This window comes from Roseibium algicola, assembly GCF_001999245.1.
Taxonomy (GTDB): Bacteria; Pseudomonadota; Alphaproteobacteria; order Rhizobiales; family Stappiaceae; genus Roseibium; species Roseibium algicola.
The window spans coordinates 5,607,584-5,624,887 of record NZ_CP019630.1 but is presented as its reverse complement, the minus strand read 5'-3'; the positions used below and the strand labels follow the sequence as shown (position 1 = coordinate 5,624,887).

At 56.9% G+C, this 17,304-nt stretch carries 15 protein-coding genes and 1 tRNA gene; 6 read left to right on the top strand and 10 right to left on the bottom strand.

What is annotated here, in order from left to right:
- Positions 1–84: 84 nt before the first annotated feature.
- A complete protein-coding gene (locus B0E33_RS26100; protein ID WP_228866647.1) occupies positions 85–306 on the bottom strand; it encodes an FtsB family cell division protein in 222 nt (73 codons plus the stop codon).
- A gap of 243 nt (positions 307–549) precedes the next feature.
- On the opposite strand from B0E33_RS26100, the gene B0E33_RS26095 reads away from it, so the two are divergent.
- Positions 550–1,206 carry a protein-L-isoaspartate(D-aspartate) O-methyltransferase gene (locus tag B0E33_RS26095; protein ID WP_077292818.1) on the top strand — a complete coding sequence of 219 codons (657 nt, stop codon included), beginning with the start codon at positions 550–552 and terminating at the stop codon, positions 1,204–1,206.
- A 238-nt stretch (positions 1,207–1,444) separates the two neighbouring features.
- Here the strand turns inward: B0E33_RS26095 and mfd are convergent, their stop codons facing one another.
- Together mfd and B0E33_RS26085 are read right to left on the bottom strand one after the other, a co-directional pair.
- Positions 1,445–4,930 (bottom strand): transcription-repair coupling factor, encoded by a 3,486-nt coding sequence (gene mfd / locus B0E33_RS26090; protein ID WP_077292817.1) that lies wholly within the window; start codon positions 4,928–4,930, stop codon positions 1,445–1,447.
- Positions 4,931–4,947: 17 nt separating this feature from the next.
- On the bottom strand, positions 4,948–5,265 hold the full coding sequence (locus tag B0E33_RS26085; RefSeq protein WP_077292816.1) for an FAD assembly factor SdhE: 318 nt from the start codon (positions 5,263–5,265) through the stop codon (positions 4,948–4,950).
- A 231-nt stretch (positions 5,266–5,496) separates the two neighbouring features.
- On the opposite strand from B0E33_RS26085, the gene recG reads away from it, so the two are divergent.
- Complete coding sequence (gene recG / locus B0E33_RS26080; protein WP_077293693.1) at positions 5,497–7,599, top strand: ATP-dependent DNA helicase RecG; 2,103 nt, start codon at positions 5,497–5,499, stop codon at positions 7,597–7,599.
- A 104-nt stretch (positions 7,600–7,703) separates the two neighbouring features.
- On the opposite strand, the gene B0E33_RS26075 is transcribed toward recG, so the two are convergent.
- A complete protein-coding gene (locus tag B0E33_RS26075) occupies positions 7,704–8,441 on the bottom strand; it encodes a DUF502 domain-containing protein (RefSeq protein WP_055654395.1) in 738 nt (245 codons plus the stop codon).
- A 122-nt stretch (positions 8,442–8,563) separates the two neighbouring features.
- Between B0E33_RS26075 and B0E33_RS26070 the strand changes: the two genes are divergently transcribed.
- Positions 8,564–8,983 (top strand): YbaN family protein, encoded by a 420-nt coding sequence (locus tag B0E33_RS26070; RefSeq protein ID WP_062488708.1) that lies wholly within the window; start codon positions 8,564–8,566, stop codon positions 8,981–8,983.
- 9 nt (positions 8,984–8,992) lie between these two features.
- Here the strand turns inward: B0E33_RS26070 and B0E33_RS26065 are convergent, their stop codons facing one another.
- From B0E33_RS26065 to glmU, 3 genes are all read right to left on the bottom strand, one after another.
- Entirely contained in the window at positions 8,993–9,433 is a 441-nt protein-coding gene (locus B0E33_RS26065) for a GNAT family acetyltransferase (RefSeq protein ID WP_077292815.1), read from the bottom strand.
- A 3-nt stretch (positions 9,434–9,436) separates the two neighbouring features.
- Complete coding sequence (gene glmS, locus B0E33_RS26060) at positions 9,437–11,263, bottom strand: glutamine--fructose-6-phosphate transaminase (isomerizing) (protein ID WP_077292814.1); 1,827 nt, start codon at positions 11,261–11,263, stop codon at positions 9,437–9,439.
- Positions 11,264–11,379: 116 nt separating this feature from the next.
- Entirely contained in the window at positions 11,380–12,735 is a 1,356-nt protein-coding gene (glmU, locus tag B0E33_RS26055; RefSeq protein WP_077292813.1) for a bifunctional UDP-N-acetylglucosamine diphosphorylase/glucosamine-1-phosphate N-acetyltransferase GlmU, read from the bottom strand.
- Positions 12,736–12,917: 182 nt separating this feature from the next.
- Between glmU and B0E33_RS26050 the strand changes: the two genes are divergently transcribed.
- Both B0E33_RS26050 and B0E33_RS26045 read left to right on the top strand, forming a co-directional pair.
- On the top strand, positions 12,918–13,577 hold the full coding sequence (locus tag B0E33_RS26050; protein WP_077292812.1) for a hypothetical protein: 660 nt from the start codon (positions 12,918–12,920) through the stop codon (positions 13,575–13,577).
- Positions 13,578–13,743: 166 nt separating this feature from the next.
- Positions 13,744–14,184 carry a hypothetical protein gene (locus B0E33_RS26045; protein ID WP_077292811.1) on the top strand — a complete coding sequence of 147 codons (441 nt, stop codon included), beginning with the start codon at positions 13,744–13,746 and terminating at the stop codon, positions 14,182–14,184.
- 70 nt (positions 14,185–14,254) lie between these two features.
- Here B0E33_RS26045 and B0E33_RS26040 read toward each other — a convergent pair whose 3' ends face one another.
- The 3 genes from B0E33_RS26040 to B0E33_RS26030 all read right to left on the bottom strand — a co-directional run bounded on the left by B0E33_RS26040 (position 14,255) and on the right by B0E33_RS26030 (position 16,827).
- Positions 14,255–14,995: a cytochrome c biogenesis CcdA family protein gene (locus tag B0E33_RS26040; protein WP_022998556.1), complete on the bottom strand. Its 741-nt coding sequence runs from the start codon at positions 14,993–14,995 to the stop codon at positions 14,255–14,257.
- Between the two features lie 126 nt (positions 14,996–15,121).
- Positions 15,122–16,138, bottom strand: a complete 1,017-nt coding sequence (locus tag B0E33_RS26035; protein WP_035909458.1) for a TAXI family TRAP transporter solute-binding subunit — start codon at positions 16,136–16,138, stop codon at positions 15,122–15,124.
- A 395-nt stretch (positions 16,139–16,533) separates the two neighbouring features.
- Positions 16,534–16,827, bottom strand: a complete 294-nt coding sequence (locus B0E33_RS26030) for a hypothetical protein (RefSeq protein WP_031268452.1) — start codon at positions 16,825–16,827, stop codon at positions 16,534–16,536.
- 371 nt (positions 16,828–17,198) lie between these two features.
- On the opposite strand from B0E33_RS26030, the gene B0E33_RS26025 reads away from it, so the two are divergent.
- Positions 17,199–17,274, top strand: a tRNA-Lys gene (locus tag B0E33_RS26025).
- The last annotated feature ends 30 nt before the right edge of the window (positions 17,275–17,304 follow it).

Here is a 17,304-nt window from a genome sequence, read left to right as displayed (position 1 = left end):
CAACAACAGCATCAAGGTATTGCTGATGCTGCAGAATTTTATATTTAACCAGATTATTGTTAATGCAGCAAAATCAACTGAAAATCAGTTCATGCTGTAACGGTGGCCCGGCCTGAGAACAACCAGCTCGTCAGGATGCACCAGGTTGAGATTGAGCCTTGCGCGCTCATCGAGCATATCAGGATCGAGGCTCTCCGGCCGAAGCAGACTAACCCTTGAGACGAGCTCCTGACGCTGGGCGGTCAAAACAGCCAATTCACCTTCAAGTTCGGAAACCTGACGCTCGATCATTGCTCGGCCAACCATACCGAGCTCCCCGCTCATCGCATGGAAGCCAAAATAACCAAGCGCAGCAATGGCGATTGCAGGCGTGATCAATCGACGGAGAAATGACTGTTTTCGCTGACGGGTAGCTGCTCGGGGCACTCTTTGGACCTTAACGCTGATACACTGGCCTCTTGGTTCTCTCACTATGCGGATTTAGGTTTAATAGAGTCTTGAGACAGCCAATCAAATGCACGGTAAATTTGTGTCCGGCGAGAGCAGCCCATGGATCAGTGGACGACCGCACGCGCAGAAATGGTTGAGCAGCAACTGCACAGGCGCGGCATTAGCGACAAACGGGTTCTGGCCGCCATGGCCAGTGTGCCGCGCCATATCTTTGTTCCGGAGAGCCGGGTAAACCGAGCCTACTGGGATGGGCCATTGTCCATCGGATATGGCCAGACAATATCCCAGCCCTATGTTGTGGCTCTCACTTGCGAACTGCTTGAAATCAGCGAAAACGCGAAGGTTTTGGAGATCGGAGCAGGTTCTGGTTACGCAGCTGCTGTGCTTGGAAACCTCGCTCACAAAGTCATTTCGATAGATCGACTTCAGAAGCTGGTCAGCCTTTCCAGGGAAAATCTGAAACAGGCAGGTTGCAGGAACGTCGAGGTTATTTGCGCCGACGGAACACTTGGCTGTCCGGCGGAAGCCCCTTTCGATGCCATCGCAGTTGCGGCGGGAGCGCCGGCTGTCCCCGATTCTCTCAAAAAGCAACTCAAGGTAGGCGGTCGACTGGTGATTCCGGTTGGCAGGTCAAAGCGGCAGCAAGATCTCATCCGGATCGAAAGGCTTTCCGAAACCGAGTTCAAAACAGACAATCTCGGTGCTGTCGCCTACGTACCTCTGGTGGGCGCCGATGGATGGACGGATGCGGGCTGATGTCTGTCGGGTGTCAACCGCCAACATCAGGTATCCCGGCGGCCTCTGCTATTGGTTCAAGCGTTGTTACAGAAAAACTCTGTAAAACAGGAAGTTACTCTGGCTTGGGGCCACCAGCTCGTCCATCGCGAACTCCTCGGCCCTCCGGATAACCACACTTTCAGTGCGATTTTGGGCTGGCCCCTGCTCGGGTCCGCGCCCTCGTTCCACACGTCTGAGCGAGCCGGCGAACTCTGCCTCAGGCGGCCGCCAGGCGCGCCAACTTGGTCAGCACCGTTGCGGTCCCTTTCAAACGTGCGTCGGTTTTATCCCAATCGCGCGTCAGGACCACCTTCTGATCCGGTCGGATCTTCGCAAGGACACCCTGCTCGGCAATGTAGGAAACCAGACCGGCCGGATTGGAGAATTCGCTATTGCGGAACGTGATGACGATCCCTTTCGGCCCGGCATCGACCTTCTCGACATTGGCCTTGCGGCAAAGCCCCTTGATGAAGACGATCTTGAGGAGATGCTGCACTTCTTCCGGCAACGGTCCAAAGCGGTCGATCAGTTCCGCGCCGAAGGAATCGATTTCCTCCGCCTCGGTGACATCGCCCAAACGGCGGTAAAGCTGCAGACGCAGTTGCAGGTCGGCGACGTAGTTTTCCGGGATAAGCACAGGCGTGCCGATGTTGATTTGCGGCGACCACTGCTCGTCGCCAAAATCCGCGCCACCATCCTTGAGCTGGGCAACCGCCTCTTCCAGCATCTGCTGGTACAGTTCAAATCCGACTTCCTTGATATGCCCGGACTGCTCCTCACCAAGCAGGTTCCCGGCCCCGCGAATGTCGAGATCGTGGCTGGCCAGCTGGAAGCCTGCACCCAACGTTTCGAGAGACTGAAGGACTTTCAATCGGCGCTCGGCAGTCGCCGTCAACGTCTTGTTGGCAGGAACCGTAAAGAGCGCGTAGGCGCGGGTCTTGGACCGGCCGACACGGCCGCGCAGCTGGTAGAGCTGTGCAAGGCCGAACATATCCGCCCGGTGCACGATCAACGTGTTCGCGGTCGGAATATCCAGCCCGGATTCCACGATCGTTGTCGACAGCAGGACGTTGTACTTGCCCTCATAGAAGGCGTTCATGACGTCTTCCAGTTCCCCCGGAGGCATCTGGCCGTGGGCAACCGCCACTTTCAGTTCAGGCACCTGATTTTCAAGGAACTCGAGGCGCTCTGCAATGTCGGCAAGGCGCGGACAGACATAGAAGCTCTGCCCGCCTCTGTAATGCTCGCGCAGAAGGGCTTCTCGAACCACCAACGGATCGAACGGCGAAACGAACGTGCGCACTGCCAGCCGGTCCACAGGCGGCGTTGCGATCAGCGACAGTTCGCGTACCCCGGTCAGCGCAAGCTGCAAGGTCCGCGGGATCGGTGTCGCCGATAGCGTCAAAACGTGAACGTCCGATTTCAGCTCCTTCAGCCGCTCCTTGTGCTTGACCCCGAAATGCTGCTCCTCGTCGATGATAAGCAGGCCGAGATCCCGGAATTCGATGGACTTGCCCAGCAACGCATGGGTGCCGACGACAATATCGACTGATCCGTCGGTGATGCCTTTCTTGGTCAGGCTCAGTTGCTTGGTGGGCACCAGGCGGGATGCATGGGCGACGTTGATCGGCAGACCATGAAAGCGCTCGGAGAAGGTCTTGAAGTGCTGACGGGCCAAAAGGGTCGTCGGCACCACCACCGCAACCTGGCGCCCGGACATGGCGGCAATGAAAGCTGCACGAAGTGCCACTTCCGTCTTGCCGAATCCAACGTCGCCGCAAACCAGCCGATCCATCGGCCGCCCTGAAGACAGATCGTCGAAAACCGCATCGATCGCCGTAAGCTGATCGTCTGTTTCCTCGTAGGGGAATCGCGTCGCGAACTCGTCGTAGACGCCTTCCGGTGTTTCCACCACCGGCGCGGTCTTGAGAGCGCGTTGAGCTGCTGTCTTGATCAGGCCGTCGGCGATTTCCAGAATGCGCTTCTTGAGCTTGGCCTTGCGTGCCTGCCAGGCACCGCCACCGAGCTTGTCGAGTTGGGCTTCCTGGTCTTCCGAGCCATAGCGGGACAGAAGCTCGATGTTTTCGACCGGAAGATAGAGTTTGTCGCCACCGGCATATTGAAGTTCCAGGCAGTCATGCGGCGCGCCGACAGCTTCAATCGTTTTCAGACCGATGAACCTGCCGATACCGTGGTCCACGTGAACGACGAGATCGCCTTCCGAAAGGCCCGTCGCTTCGGTAATGACGTTGGCGCCCTTGGACTTGCGACGCGACTTGCGAACCAGCCTGTCGCCGAGAATGTCCTGTTCGCCGATGAAGACGACGTCATTGAGCTCAAAGCCATGCTCGATGCCCAGTACACACAGCGCGGTTGTCTTGGCGGGAAGTCCCTCGATGTCCTTCAGCGTGTCCGCTTTCTTGACCGCTCCAAGACCATGGTCTTCAAGGATCTGGCCGAGACGGTCGCGCGAACCTTCCGACCAGCAGGCAATCACCGTGCGTTTGCCCTGCTTTTGCAGTTGGCGCACGTGAGTTGTCAGCGCGTCAAAAATGTTGATGTCGCCCGCTGCCCTTTCGGCAGCAAAACTCCGGCCCTGACGCCCACCCAGTTCGACAATCGTCTTGCCGCTGCCTGGTGGCGGCGTAAAGGGATCAAGTGCGGCGCTTGCGCGGTCGGCGACAGCTGCACGCCATTCCTCTTCGGTGACATAGAGACTGGCCGGTTCCACCGGCATGTAAGGCACCGTTCCGGCGCTTGTCCCCATTTCGCGCGCTTCCTGACGTGCGCGGTAGTATTCCGTGACCTGGTCAACGCGTTCGCGGACTGCGTCACTCATGCTGGTGTCCAGAACGACAGGCGTATCGCCGATGTAATCGAACAGACTTTCCAGTCGGTCGTGGAACAGTGGCAGCCAATGCTCCATGCCTGCGTATCGGCGACCGTCACTGATCGACTGATAGAGCACGTCTTCTCGGCTGGCTGCGCCAAAATTGGCAAGATAGGAACGACGGAAGCGGGAGATGGCTTCCTCGGACAATACGACCTCGCTCATCGGAACCAGGTCAAGGCGTTTCAGCTGTTTGGAGGTTCTCTGTGTTTCCGCGTTGAATGAGCGGATCGATTCAAGGGTATCGCCGAAGAAATCGAGCCGCACGGGCTCCTCCGCTCCAGGCGCGAAGAGGTCGACAATACCGCCCCGAACAGCATATTCACCGGTTTCACGAACGGTCGGAGTTCGCGAAAAACCGTTCATCTCCAGCCATGTGGAGATCGCTCCCATGTCGACCCGGTTACCCGGTGCCATGGAGAAGGTCTGGTCGGCCATGAAAGAGCGCTCGGGTACACGCTGAAGTGCCGCGTTGAGCGTTGTCATCAGCACGGTTTTCTTGCCGTCCGTCATGCCACGCGCAAGTTGGCCGAGCGCGAGCAAGCGGCGTGCACTGATCGCAGAATTGGGCGAAACGCGGTCGTATGGCAGGCAATCCCAGGCGGGCAACTGCAGGATTTCGACCTCGGGATCGAAGAACTGAAGTGCTTCGCTGACCATGGCCATGCGCGTGGCGTCGCGAGCGACAAATACCAGGGCAAGACCCTGCGCCCGGGTTTCGGCGAGCAGCCTTGCAAGAGCGTAGCTTTCGGCCCCATCCGGAACGCCGGCAAGCGTCACGTTGGCCTGATCCTTCAGCAGGCTGTCAAACACAGCTGGCGTCCTTGTTGTTATCTGCCGAACCCGGCCGGACCGGCGGCTTCATGATAGGCAATGATGCGGCGATAAAGCGGACCGTCCCACTCCTGCGGCAAGGGCTTGCGACCTGTCATCCAGGCGTACAGATCCTGGTCATGCGCTGTCAGCAGGTGCTCGAGTTCGAGGAGTTCTTCTTCCGTAAGGCTGTCGATCTTGGCATCCGCAAATCCACCCAACAGCAGATCCATTTCCTTCATGCCTCGATGCCAGCACCGAAACAGTATTTTCTTGCGCCGGGAATCCCGTTCGCCACCATTGGTATCGACGTGTGCGCCGGACATTTCGGACATGAGAGACAAACCTGTGAGAAGCTGACCGGCTTTAAGGCAAAGGCAGTATTGTTTTCGCCGATATCGGCCGGACGAGTGATTTCGTGTCGGTTATATAGCGCCAGAGAACGAGCTTGTCAGCGCCCAGTTCACAGAATGTTCTATTTGTTGCGCAGCGCTCCGCCTTCGTGGCAGAACAGGGGTTCCTGATACCGAATGCCCTGCCGTCTCTCGAAGGTTTACACGCCGAACATGCGCCCGCCGGTCCTCGATCCCCTGTTTGCCCCGGTTTCGACTTTGCCTGGAATCGGACCAAAGATTGAAAAGCTGGTGTCCGGCCTCGTCGGCAGCCAGCCGGACCGTGACGCGACCGTTGCTGATCTGCTTTTTCATATACCTCATAGTCTTATAGACCGCCGGCACCGCCCGGGCATCGCCTATTCGGAAAATGGCGACATCGTCACACTGGATGTCACCATCGGCCGGCACATGGCGCCCCCCCGGCATTCGAAAGCACCTTACCGGATCAACGCCTACGACGAGACAGGCCAGATCACCTTTGTCTTCTTTCACCCGCGCCGTGACTGGCTGGAGAAAACTTTTCCCGAAGGCGAACGAAGGATCGTGTCAGGCAAGGTCGAATGGTTCAACGAGCGCCCTCAGATGGTGCACCCGGACTATTCGCTGAAACCTGAGGAAGCGGAAGAAATGCCGGCGATCGAACCGGTCTATCCGTTAACCGCCGGTTTGAGCTCCAAAACCCTGCAAAAGGCTGTGCGGGCGGCTGTCGACCGTGTGCCTCACCTCCCGGAATGGCTGAATGACGCCCATCTTCACCAGACTGGCTGGCCGGACTTCGCAGAAGCCTTGAAGACCTTGCATGCACCGCATGAACGCAACGACATCGACCCCGCCTCCCCCTTCATGCAGCGGCTCGCCTATGACGAGCTGCTCGCCAGCCAGTTGGCTCTTGCCATGGTGCGGGCACACATGCGTACGCTTGGCGGAATATCGCGAAGCCCCAAAGGGGAACTGCAAAAAGCGGTGATAGCGTCACTGCCGTTTCAATTGACCGGCAGTCAGGCAAAAGCGATCGAAGAAATAAATGAAGACCTCGCCAAACCAGTACGCATGTTGCGACTTCTGCAAGGCGATGTCGGCGCCGGCAAGACCGTTGTTGCGCTTGCCGCCCTGGCACAGGTGATAGAAACCGGTGCGCAAGGGGCCTTGATGGCCCCGACGGAAATTCTCGCCCGCCAGCACTACGCGTCGATGTTGCCATTGTGCGAAAAGGCAGGCATTCGCCTTGCCCTGATGACCGGAAAGGACAGCCAGAAGGAACGTCGCCTTCGACAGGAGCAGTTGGACGCAGGTGAGATCGACCTCGTAGTCGGCACCCACGCTCTTTTCCAGGGAACCGTGACCTTTCGCAATCTGGCCATGGTCGTCGTAGACGAGCAGCATCGCTTCGGTGTGCATCAACGGCTCGCCCTCTCGGCCAAGGGCAACGGCGTCGATGTTCTGGTCATGACCGCCACCCCTATCCCGAGAACGCTTGTGCTGACCGGCTTTGGCGACATGGACGTGTCTCGCCTGACGGACAAGCCCGCGGGCCGCAAGCCCATCACCACTGTATCAGTGTCCCTGGACCGCCTGGACGAGATCATTGGCCGGGTTGGTGCAGCGGTCGCCGACGGACAGAAGGTTTATTGGGTATGTCCACTGGTGGAAGAATCCGAAAAGATCGACCTGGCCGCTGTTGAGGAGCGTCACCGGGTTATGGAACATGCTCTTCGGCAACGCGTCTCACTGGTCCACGGCCGCATGAACGCCGACGAAAAGGATGCCGCCATGGCAGACTTCAAGTCCGGCGCAACCAAGGTGCTGGTGGCAACAACCGTTATTGAAGTCGGCGTCGATGTGCCCGATGCCACCATAATCGTGATCGAACACGCCGAACGCTTTGGCCTCGCGCAATTGCACCAGCTGCGAGGCCGTGTCGGACGCGGTGACAAGCCTTCGTCCTGCGTCCTTCTTTACAAGGGACCGCTTGGAGAAACGGCTGGCGCGCGCCTCAACATCATGCGCCAGACCAATGATGGATTCCTGATCGCGGAAGAAGATCTGAAGCTTCGCGGCGGTGGCGAAATTCTCGGCACCCGACAATCCGGCACGCCAGGTTTTCGTATCGCACGCGCCGACGAACACGCCGATCTGATGGAAGTTGCACGCGACGACGCGAGACTTATCCTTGAACTGGATCCGGATCTGAAAACCAAACGCGGCGAGGCTCTGCGCTGTCTTTTGTATCTGTTCGGCCGCGATGCCGCGATCAGGCTCCTCAGGGCCGGCTGACACGATCGAACAGCAGCAGCCAACTGAGCCAATCGCGCGTAAGTCGCCAAGGACGCCTGACGACGTAGGGCAAAGCGAATAGTGGATTACATGGCTTAACGCACTCAGGCGTCTTCAGAGCTTCTCACCCGCTCCAGCTGCGCCGGATCGACAATATCGTCTGCGAGAATTTCCGGATATTTCGGATTGACCAGACCAGCCGAGATCACGAGCTTTGCGGCATCTTCGACACTCATGTCCAGTTCGATCACATCTTCCTTCGGAACAAACAGCAAAAAACCCGATGTCGGGTTCGGCGTCGTCGGCAGGAATACGGAAAGTGTATCGGCCTTGTCCTTGAGCCGGCGCTCCACTTCGCCCTTGGTGTCGGTGGAGATGAACACAATCGCCCATAGACCCCTGCGTGGATATTCGATCAGCGCCGCTGTGGTGAAACTGCTTCCGCGCTGATCAAGCACTGTCTCAAAAATCTGCTTCAAGCCACTGTAAATGTTACGAACGAGCGGCATCCGACCGACGATTTTTTCGCCAACCGAGATAAGACTGCGCCCAAGGAAGTTTGCTGCAAGAAAGCCGACGACCGTGAGGACAAACACTGCAACAATGAGCCCGAAACCGGGTATCGGAAACGGCAGGTAGGTGTCCGGATTGTAGATCTTGGGTACAAACGGCTTGACCCAGCCATCCACCCATTTGATGAAGGTCCAGGTCAACCACAGGGTAATGCCGATCGGGCCGGCGATGACCAGCCCTGTCAGGAAGTAGTTGCGAAGACGTGTTGCCGCACCCGGCCGATGGCCTATCTTGTGCGCGTCTTCTGCTTTATGTTTGTGTCGGCTCATGGGTTAAACCCGAAACTTCCCTGTGTGTGCTCGTCTTTTCAACTGACCCGCAATTAGATAAGCATCTTTATCGCAGTGCGGTATCCTTCGCTTGATTTATTTTTCAGCGATGTATTCAAATTATGCCGGATTTGGAGGCAGTGTTGCGGCGGACCACGTTCAAACTTCTGGGAACCGGATGTGTCGGCCTCGGGATTGTCGGTGCGTTCCTTCCCATTCTGCCGAGCACGATCTTCTTCATCCTTGCTGCTGCCTGTTTTGCCAGATCCTCTCCCGCACTTGAGGCGCGCATCCTCAACCACCCTATCTTCGGGCCGCCAGTGATTGCATGGCGCGAACATGGTGCGATCCCGCCGAAGGCAAAGATCTTCGCCATTTCCGGAATGACCTTCGGATATTGCGTCTTCTATCTTTCAGCCCATCCTGACCTGTGGCTTGCCATAGGTGTCGGACTGTTCATGATCGGCTGCGCAGCCTACGTCCTGTCTCGTCCATCGGGCCCGGGCAACACCCCTCCCGACGGTTGCAAGGATCCGTCATAGGTCGACGGGCTAAATGTCTGGAATAAGCCGTTTTCCAAGGGAAACAGCGCTTTCCTCCGCATATCCGAGTTGTTCGTAAAACCGCAGAACCTTGTCGTTGTCCTGACGTACCATAAGGTTGATCTTCGGGCAGCCCTGCGCAACCAGGAATGCCTCGCAGCGGCTCATCAGCATTTTCCCAAGGCCGACCGTCTGGCATTCGGGATCGACTGAAAGATAGTTGATCGACCCGCGGTGGCCGTCATACCCGGCCATGACGGACCCGATAAGCCTGTCCCCGCGCAGAAGCACGAAGAAGGCTCCGTTTTCGTCGGTCTGCTTGCGGTCGATGTCCTTGTCCGGATCATTCCAGGGTCGCGTCAGGCCACATTTCTCCCAGAGCGCAATGACGTCAGCCCTGTACCGCTCCTCGAAGGGCAATACCCGATCTTGCGTGCTTGTGCTGTCCATGGACTATTCAACCGTCACGGATTTGGCCAGGTTCCTCGGCTGATCGACATCGGTGCCCATGAAGACAGCCGTGTGGTAAGCAATGAGCTGAACAGGCAACGCGTAGATGATCGGCGCAACGATATCCGACATGTCCGGCAGAATGACGGTATTTTCGGCCGCATTGCCACACTCCGACGCACCGCGCTCATCTGTGATGAGCACGATCCGTCCGCCGCGCGCAGCCACTTCCTGCATGTTGGAAACGGTTTTCTCGTAAATCGCGTCAAAGGGCGCGATCACGAAAACCGGCATGTTTTCATCGATGAGAGCTATAGGACCGTGCTTGAGTTCCCCGGCAGCGTAGCCTTCTGCGTGGATGTAGGAGAGCTCCTTGAGCTTCAGCGCGCCTTCCAGAGCAAGCGGGAAATTGGTTGCCCGGCCGAGGTAAAGGGCATTGCTTGCCTTGGAGAGCGGATGCGCCAGTTTCTCGATATCGCTTTCACGGGCCAGGGCCTTGAGAGCGAGGCTCGGCACTTCGATCAATTCCGCGACAAGCTCCTGCTCCCGCTCCGGCGTCAGCACGCCGCGCTCCCGTCCGGCCTGCAGGGCAAGACCGGCGAGCACCGCAAGCTGACACGTGAAGGCCTTTGTCGAGGCAACGCCGATTTCAGGTCCGGCAATGGTCTGGAAAACCCTGTCGGCTTCCCGGGCTATCGTGCTTTCCGGCACATTGACGATCGCACCGATCGTTGCACCATTCGTCTTGCAGTAGCGCAATGAGGCGAGCGTGTCTGCAGTTTCGCCAGACTGGGAAATCACCAGCGCCGTGTCCTTGTCGCTGACCGGTGTTTCGCGATAGCGAAACTCGCTGGCGATATCGATCTCTACTGGAAGGCGGGCGTATTTCTCGAACCAGTATTTGGACACCAGACCGGCAAGATACGCTGTCCCGCAGGCCGTGATGATCAGGCGCGACAGGTCCTTGAATTTGAGTTGGTCAGCCCCTTCCACACTGGCTCGCTTGGTCGTGTAATCGAAATAGCGTGACAGCGTATGGCCCAGCACTTCCGGCTGCTCGTGGATTTCCTTTGCCATGAAGTGCTTGTAGTTGCCCTTGTCCATAAGACTGGAGGTGACAGATGACTTTGCTTCCGGACGCGTGACAGGCTGGTTCGCCTGATCGAAGATCTCAACACCTGCCCTTGTGATGACGGCCCAATCGCCCTCATCAAGATAGGTAATCCGGTCGGTAAATGGCGACAGGGCGATAGCATCGGACCCGAAGAACATTTCCCCGTCTCCATGCCCGACAGCAAGCGGCGATCCTTTGCGGGCACCGATAAGAAGATCTTCCTCACCGGAAAACAGCATCGCCAATGCAAAAGCACCCTTCAGGCGCGGCAGAACCTGTGCAACAGCATCGCGAGGAGAAAGTCCCTTGGCCATCGCCAGGTTGACCAGATGGGCCACAACTTCTGTGTCGGTTTCGGTATCCAGCACGGCGCCGGCAGAGACGATTTCCTCTCGCAGTTCCAGATAGTTTTCGATGATACCATTATGAACGACGGCAACCGAGCCGGCCTGGTGCGGGTGGGCATTGGCAACAGTTGGTGCGCCGTGTGTTGCCCACCGTGTGTGACCGATCCCGGAGATGCCTGTCAGGGGCGACTTTTCGAGAACAGCTTCAAGATTGCGCAGCTTGCCTTCGGCCCTGCGGCGCACGATGGCACCATCCACCAATGTGGCAACGCCAGCAGAATCATAGCCCCGGTATTCCAGCCGCTTCAGCGAATCCACGATCCGCGGCGCCGCATCAACCGTTCCCAACACGCCAACAATGCCACACATGCAAAAGCCCTTTAAAAATGGATCCAACGGACCGCACTGCTTTAGACGACAGCGCCTGCCAACCAGAAATCAATCCCTGTTTCATTAAATGACAAGGGTCGAGAATTGTATGAAAGTCAGGATTTGGTTTCCTTGGCAGCCTTCAGCCGCTCCCGCAGCTGTTTTGCCTTGCCTTCCTTGACGATCTGCCGAGCGCGGCCAAATGCCATGGAATCCTGGTCCACATCATCGGTGATCACGCTTCCGGCAGCGACAAAAGACCCACTGCCAAGGCTGACCGGTGCCACCAGCGTGGAATTGGAACCGACAAAACTGCCCGCTCCAATCTCTGTCCGGTGTTTCAGGTAGCCGTCGTAATTGCAGGTAATCGTGCCAGCACCAATGTTCGACTTCGAACCGACACTGGCGTCGCCGATGTAGCTGAGATGATTGGCCTTGGCACCGTCTTCGAAGGTCGTGTTTTTGACTTCGACAAAGTTGCCGACACGGGTGTCGGCCCCCAGAACCGCGCCGGGCCGCAGACGGGCATAGGGGCCAACAGCGCTGTTCCTGCCAACGGATGCCCCTTCAAGGTGACTGAAGGCGCGGATCCTTGCTCCGCTTGCGACCCTTACCCCCGGGGCGAAGACGACATTCTGCTCTACGACCACATCAGATTCCAGAACGGTATCATGCGAGAAATACACCGTGTGCGGCGCAAGCAATGTGCAGCCGTTTTCCAAAGCGAAATTACGCATACGAACCTGAAAATCCTCTTCACAGGCAGCCAGCTGGGCACGTGTATTGATGCCTTGCGTTTCGACTTCCGAACCCGAAACCGCAACAACCTTCAAGCCCCTGCTGTTGGCGATTTCAACCGCGTCCGTCAGGTAAAATTCGCTTTTGGCATTGGCATTGCCAATCGCATCCAACAAAGAAAGTGCATGCAGCCCCGAGAAACCCATGATGCCGGAGTTGCAGAACGTGATCCTCCGTTCTGCGTCCGAGGCGTCCTTTTCTTCCCGAATGGCAACCAGTTGCCCGTTATCGGTCAGCAACCGGCCATAGCCGAATGGTTGTTGGGTTTCGAACCCAAGCACGGCCAGATCTGCGCCATCCGACAAGGCCCGTCGAACTTTGCCGATCGTGTCTGCCGTTACCAGTGGAGTGTCGCCGAACAGGATCAGGACATCGTCTGAAGGCGAGGCCAGCGCAGAACGGGCGGCAAGCGCTGCGTGAGCCGTACCCAGCCTCTCGTGCTGGACATGACAATGTGCTTCCGGCGCAAGGTTTTGAACCAGCTTTTCAAGCTCGGGCATATCTGGGCCGGTTACGACGGAAATTCGGTCAGAGCCAGCCTGTTTCAGGGCCTTTACCACATGCCCGACCAACGGCAGTCCGCCGATCTCATGCATCACCTTTGGCAGGTTGGATTTCATCCGGGTGCCGAGTCCGGCGGCCAGAACAATCGAAAGGCAAGAACGGGAAGTCATCAAAGGTCCACTGTCAATTTTTCGGGCGTCACCCACACAAGTCGGCCTCTATATGCCCCGATCCACAGAACATTGAAAGATCTGACTTCCTGAGTGCTTCGGTTTGCTTTTCATTAACCATAATGCACACCTGATGAGGTATCTTCTTTGAGATTCGGTTTCAGGCTCGGAAAGCAGGACTTTTGGCAAAACGGAAGGCACAAAAATCTGTTCGGGACGTTGTCCGGGATACGTTCACGCCTTCGCGTGTCGGCCTGCTTTCCTGGGCATTTGCGGCCGTTTGCATGGGAACTGTCGGCCTTGCTTCCTATCAGTTCAGCAACGCCCACGGCCAGTTCACACCGAAGTTCGATTTCCCGACGGGAATAACTCTGCCCCCAGTCGGAAGCGTGGGTTCAACTGCCTCCATCACGTCACCTTCCGGCATAGGGGTTCCAGTAGAAGTCATGCAGTTGCCGGAAGATAGCGATCACGCCCCCCTTCCCGGCCTCGACCAGAGCCAGATCGCGGTGCTGCAAAAAGAAATCGTCGGGTTGCGTCGACGCCTTAGCGCACTTGCCGAACAAAATCTTGCGTATTCGCGCCGTATCGCTGCACTGGAGAAGGAAGCTGCTTTTTCCAGGCTCTCTGAAACGGACAATACTAGCAGAGACAGCGGCGAACCAGTGGAACCGAGCCCGGGCATCGTCCGCACCGAGGTGACGGAAAAACCGGAAAAAACCACTTCCCGTCCCCGTAGCGTCGCCAAAAGCAAAACGCGATGCTTCAAAGCTGAACCAGACGACTTCTGCGGCACCAGATCGGGTGGACACCAAGAATCAGGTTTCAACGCCGGCCCTTGATGTTCCCAAGGCGCCCCCCCGGATGGTCAGCATCGATTCCGGAACCGCTTCACTCGACGCGCCTACCCGAAGTTTCAATCCTGCCGAACCGGTCCGGATAGTCGACCTGCCAAGGGTAGATCTACCCACACCAGGTGGCGAACCCCAAGCGACAGGTTCAATACCCTTGGCTGTTGAAGACAATACGCCTTCTACACCGCCCTCGCCGGAGCCGTTCGACGCAACACCTACCCAGACGACAAGTCGACCTGCGGTTATCACGCCTTCCAGTCCCGCCGGACGGCTTCGCGGTGGCGGTGACAGCAAACTGAAGCGAAGCGATTTCGGGGCGATTATCGGTCACTACAGCTCAACTGCTGCAGCAGCAAAAGCCTGGGCCGATTTCAAGAATCAAAATGCGGAACGCATGCGTGACCTTCGCCCGCTCCTGATGGAACGAAATACGCCTCAAGGCGGTATTGCCTTGATGGTCGGACCGTTTGCCAATGCGGCGGACGCTGCTGTTGCGTGTCTTCACCTGTTGGATGTGACTGAGCTCTGTCACCCGGCCCTGTTCGCGGGTGACCCGCTCGTAACTGCGGCGGAATTTCGCGACACGGCGTTTTAAAGCAACCTAATCTCGTTAGATTTCAGTCGGTTGATGCAATGCGCCAAGACGAAGAACCTTGGCGCTGCGTTTACCCGATGGTCTGCAGCGCGGGGAACGTTTCCAGGAGCCAATAAGACAAGACCGCCATCTGCCCGGTCAAGAACATGACCCCGGTCAATACGAGAACGCCGCCCATGGTCTTTTCGACGACACCCATGTGCTTGCGGAACCGCCGCATGAACTTGAGAAACGGCGAAGCGAAAAGCGCGGCAATCAGGAACGGGATACCGAGGCCGAGTGCATAGGCGCTCAAGAGCAAGGCTCCCTGCCCCACCGTTTCTTTTCCGCCAGCGACAAACAGAATGGCAGCTAGTATTGGGCCGACACAAGGTGTCCAGCCAAAGCCGAAGGCAAGGCCGATGACATAGGCGCCAAGCGGACCCGCAGGCTTTTTCTCCACGTGAACACGCGCTTCCTTGTAAAGCAGGCCTATGCGGAACACGCCAAGGAAATGCAGGCCCATAACGATGATCGCGGCGCCGGCGATATAGCTCAGGTAATCGAGATAGGCGCGAATGAACTGGCCAAGAAAACTGGCCGTCGCCCCCAGCAAAACGAACACGGTTGAAAAACCAAGCACAAAGAACAGGGCACTCAGAAACACCCGACGCGATGCAGCCGTGCTGTCTTCTGCTTCACCTGATAGTTGCTCCAACGAAACGCCCGCAAGGAACCCGAGGTAAGGTGGCACCAACGGCAGGACGCAAGGCGAGACAAAAGATAGGACACCGGCAAGCGCGGCGCCTATGATGGTGACTTCCTGGATCATTCGACATTCCGGTTGTTCAGGCAGCCCACCGGCAATCCGGCGAGGCTCGGAGCGACCTTATTAGCCGCTTCCCCGCTTTGACCAAAGACACAAGGTGCTCACCATTTGGAGAGCTGTGAACACCGGTCAGTTTGCCTTGGCCGGTGCGGTTGCGGGCACTAGGCCTTTTTCCTGGAAATAGGTCAATGCGCCAGGATGTAGCGGCGCCGGCATGCCGTAGGCAACCAGGTCATTTTCGGTCAGGCGGCCAAGTGCGGGATGCAGACGCTTGAAGCTGTCGAAATTTTCGAAAACCGCTTCTACGAGTGTTGTCACGATCGGTTCCGGCATGCGCGCAGACGTTACGAAGGTCGCGACAACGCCGAAGGAATCCACTGGCTGCGAAAGACCATAAAGGCCCGCAGGGATGTCGGCTGGCATGTAGTAGGGAACTTCTGTCAAAAGCTCGTCAACCGCCTTGCCATCGATACCAATCAGTCGAATATCGCAACGAGCCTGAGTTTCCTCGATCAACGCAGCCGGATGGCCTATCAATTCGAAATAGGCATCAATTCTGCCTGAACAAAGCGCTTCAGACAGCTCCGATGTCTTGAGCTCTTCTAGATCTTCCTGATCACTCTGCGTCCAGCCAAGGCCGCTGATCAGTGCGTTCCAGGAAGCAGCGGACCCCGATCCCTTGCTGCCGATATTTATCTTTGCCTCTTTCAAATCATCGAAGACCCGATAAGAAGATTCGTCTCGAACGACGATCGTTGCGACTTCGGCATGAAGTGAAAAGATGGAGCGTAGCTCGTCAAACGGCCCGACCTCTTCAAAGGCAGAGGTCCCGAGAAAAGCGTGATGCTGCCAGTCGGACTGCACATAACCAAAATCGATTTCACCGGAACGAATCTTTTCGATATTGGCAATTGACCCCAGCGTGGTTTCGACTGAGCAACGAACGCCGTGGTCGGCGCGTGTCATGTTGACGATCTTGCAAGTCGCCCCGCCGGACGGATAGTAGACGCCGGTAACGCCGCCGGTGCCAATCGTGATGAAATGCTGTTCATCCGCACGCACGCCAGCGATTGCACCGCTCATAACCAGCAATCCCGCGCCCAGAAGTGCGGTAAGACGGCTGCATGCGGTATTGGAACCGGACAACTGGCGCGTAAAGCACTGCGTCGCTACGAGGGTCTCCAGAGACTTTGCCAAATGTTCCGCCCTTCTGCCGCCGACAAATATGGCGGTATCCTTCAACAACTCGGCTACACACCGTCTGCAACAACCCAGAATCGGGCGCTGCAGTGCGACTCCTGCAGATCTGGCTGCCGAGGCACCCGCAAGATTACGCAATGTCGAAGGGATAGCAAAGGCGACGCGTGAACACCAGTTCGGGACGATCGGTTCAATCACAAGTTACCGAGCCCATGACCGGACCGATAGCGCAAACAGTTTGAAAAAATTTCTGGTCAGAACAAATTTCGATTGAACAAATGCTACGGACGAGAATATGCCACGGTCCCCAACCCCTTGGACCGGCCATACTCCAGACAGCGTCAGTTGTTTCGCCCTCCCCGGATTACCTCAAAGAGCTTCCCCTTTAGCTCTTCTTCAGCATCACCGTCGCGAAGGCCCTGCCGCCACTGGTCAAGGATGAGACGCAAGCCGAGCGTTTCCCGGCTATGCGGTAGGTCTCCGATAAACGACGCGAAAAACAGGTCGAGCCGTTCCCGGTCGATCAAGCCCTGGTCGATCAATCCGTGAATCAGCGTCATCGTCGCAGCGATGTGCCCTTTCACGAAATCGAACTCGACGGAGCTCGTGTGGGTGTCGATTGTCGTTGTGTGCATGTAACCTCTCATGTGCCTGATAACGTTACCTCACATAGCTTTATTGCGCTACCTGACAGTTTTCGCAGGAGAATGATCGTTATTTTCTTAGAAGCGCAAATTAGCAACTAGAGTTAAAAAGAGTAAAATCTACTGTACTTGATAATACTATCAATCGATGGACCGTTGTTGCTAATAACATGTGCGAGAATTCACCATTTCCCGAATTTGGTTGTGTGTTTTCAACAGTGACCACTGAACAACGCTGTTTTTTCCTACCCTGTTGAAAAAATCGATTTTGCCTCTTGCATTGTCCTCAAGGTCGGCCTAAACACACGCCACCAACGCGGTGCCGCTGCAACAACGCACTGAACCGCTTCGGAAATTGGTGAGAGCCGATAGCTCAGCTGGTAGAGCAACTGACTTTTAATCAGTAGGTCCAGGGTTCGAACCCCTGTCGGCTCACCAATATTTCCAAAACCTTAGCCTTAAAAATTT

What these genes read in the sequence shown, in the direction of transcription:
- B0E33_RS26100 (WP_228866647.1), bottom strand. Translation starts at nt 306, where the DNA reads ATGGTTGGCCGAGCAATGATCGAGCGTCAGGTTTCCGAACTTGAAGGT.
- B0E33_RS26075 (WP_055654395.1), bottom strand. Translation starts at nt 8,441, where the DNA reads ATGAGCCGACACAAACATAAAGCAGAAGACGCGCACAAGATAGGCCAT.
- B0E33_RS26065 (WP_077292815.1), bottom strand. Translation starts at nt 9,433, where the DNA reads ATGGACAGCACAAGCACGCAAGATCGGGTATTGCCCTTCGAGGAGCGG.
- B0E33_RS26030 (WP_031268452.1), bottom strand. Translation starts at nt 16,827, where the DNA reads ATGCACACAACGACAATCGACACCCACACGAGCTCCGTCGAGTTCGAT.
- glmS (WP_077292814.1), bottom strand. Translation starts at nt 11,263, where the DNA reads ATGTGTGGCATTGTTGGCGTGTTGGGAACGGTTGATGCGGCGCCGCGG.
- B0E33_RS26085 (WP_077292816.1), bottom strand. Translation starts at nt 5,265, where the DNA reads ATGTCCGAAATGTCCGGCGCACACGTCGATACCAATGGTGGCGAACGG.
- recG (WP_077293693.1), top strand. Translation starts at nt 5,497, where the DNA reads ATGCGCCCGCCGGTCCTCGATCCCCTGTTTGCCCCGGTTTCGACTTTG.
- B0E33_RS26070 (WP_062488708.1), top strand. Translation starts at nt 8,564, where the DNA reads ATGCCGGATTTGGAGGCAGTGTTGCGGCGGACCACGTTCAAACTTCTG.
- glmU (WP_077292813.1), bottom strand. Translation starts at nt 12,735, where the DNA reads ATGACTTCCCGTTCTTGCCTTTCGATTGTTCTGGCCGCCGGACTCGGC.
- B0E33_RS26095 (WP_077292818.1), top strand. Translation starts at nt 550, where the DNA reads ATGGATCAGTGGACGACCGCACGCGCAGAAATGGTTGAGCAGCAACTG.
- B0E33_RS26040 (WP_022998556.1), bottom strand. Translation starts at nt 14,995, where the DNA reads ATGATCCAGGAAGTCACCATCATAGGCGCCGCGCTTGCCGGTGTCCTA.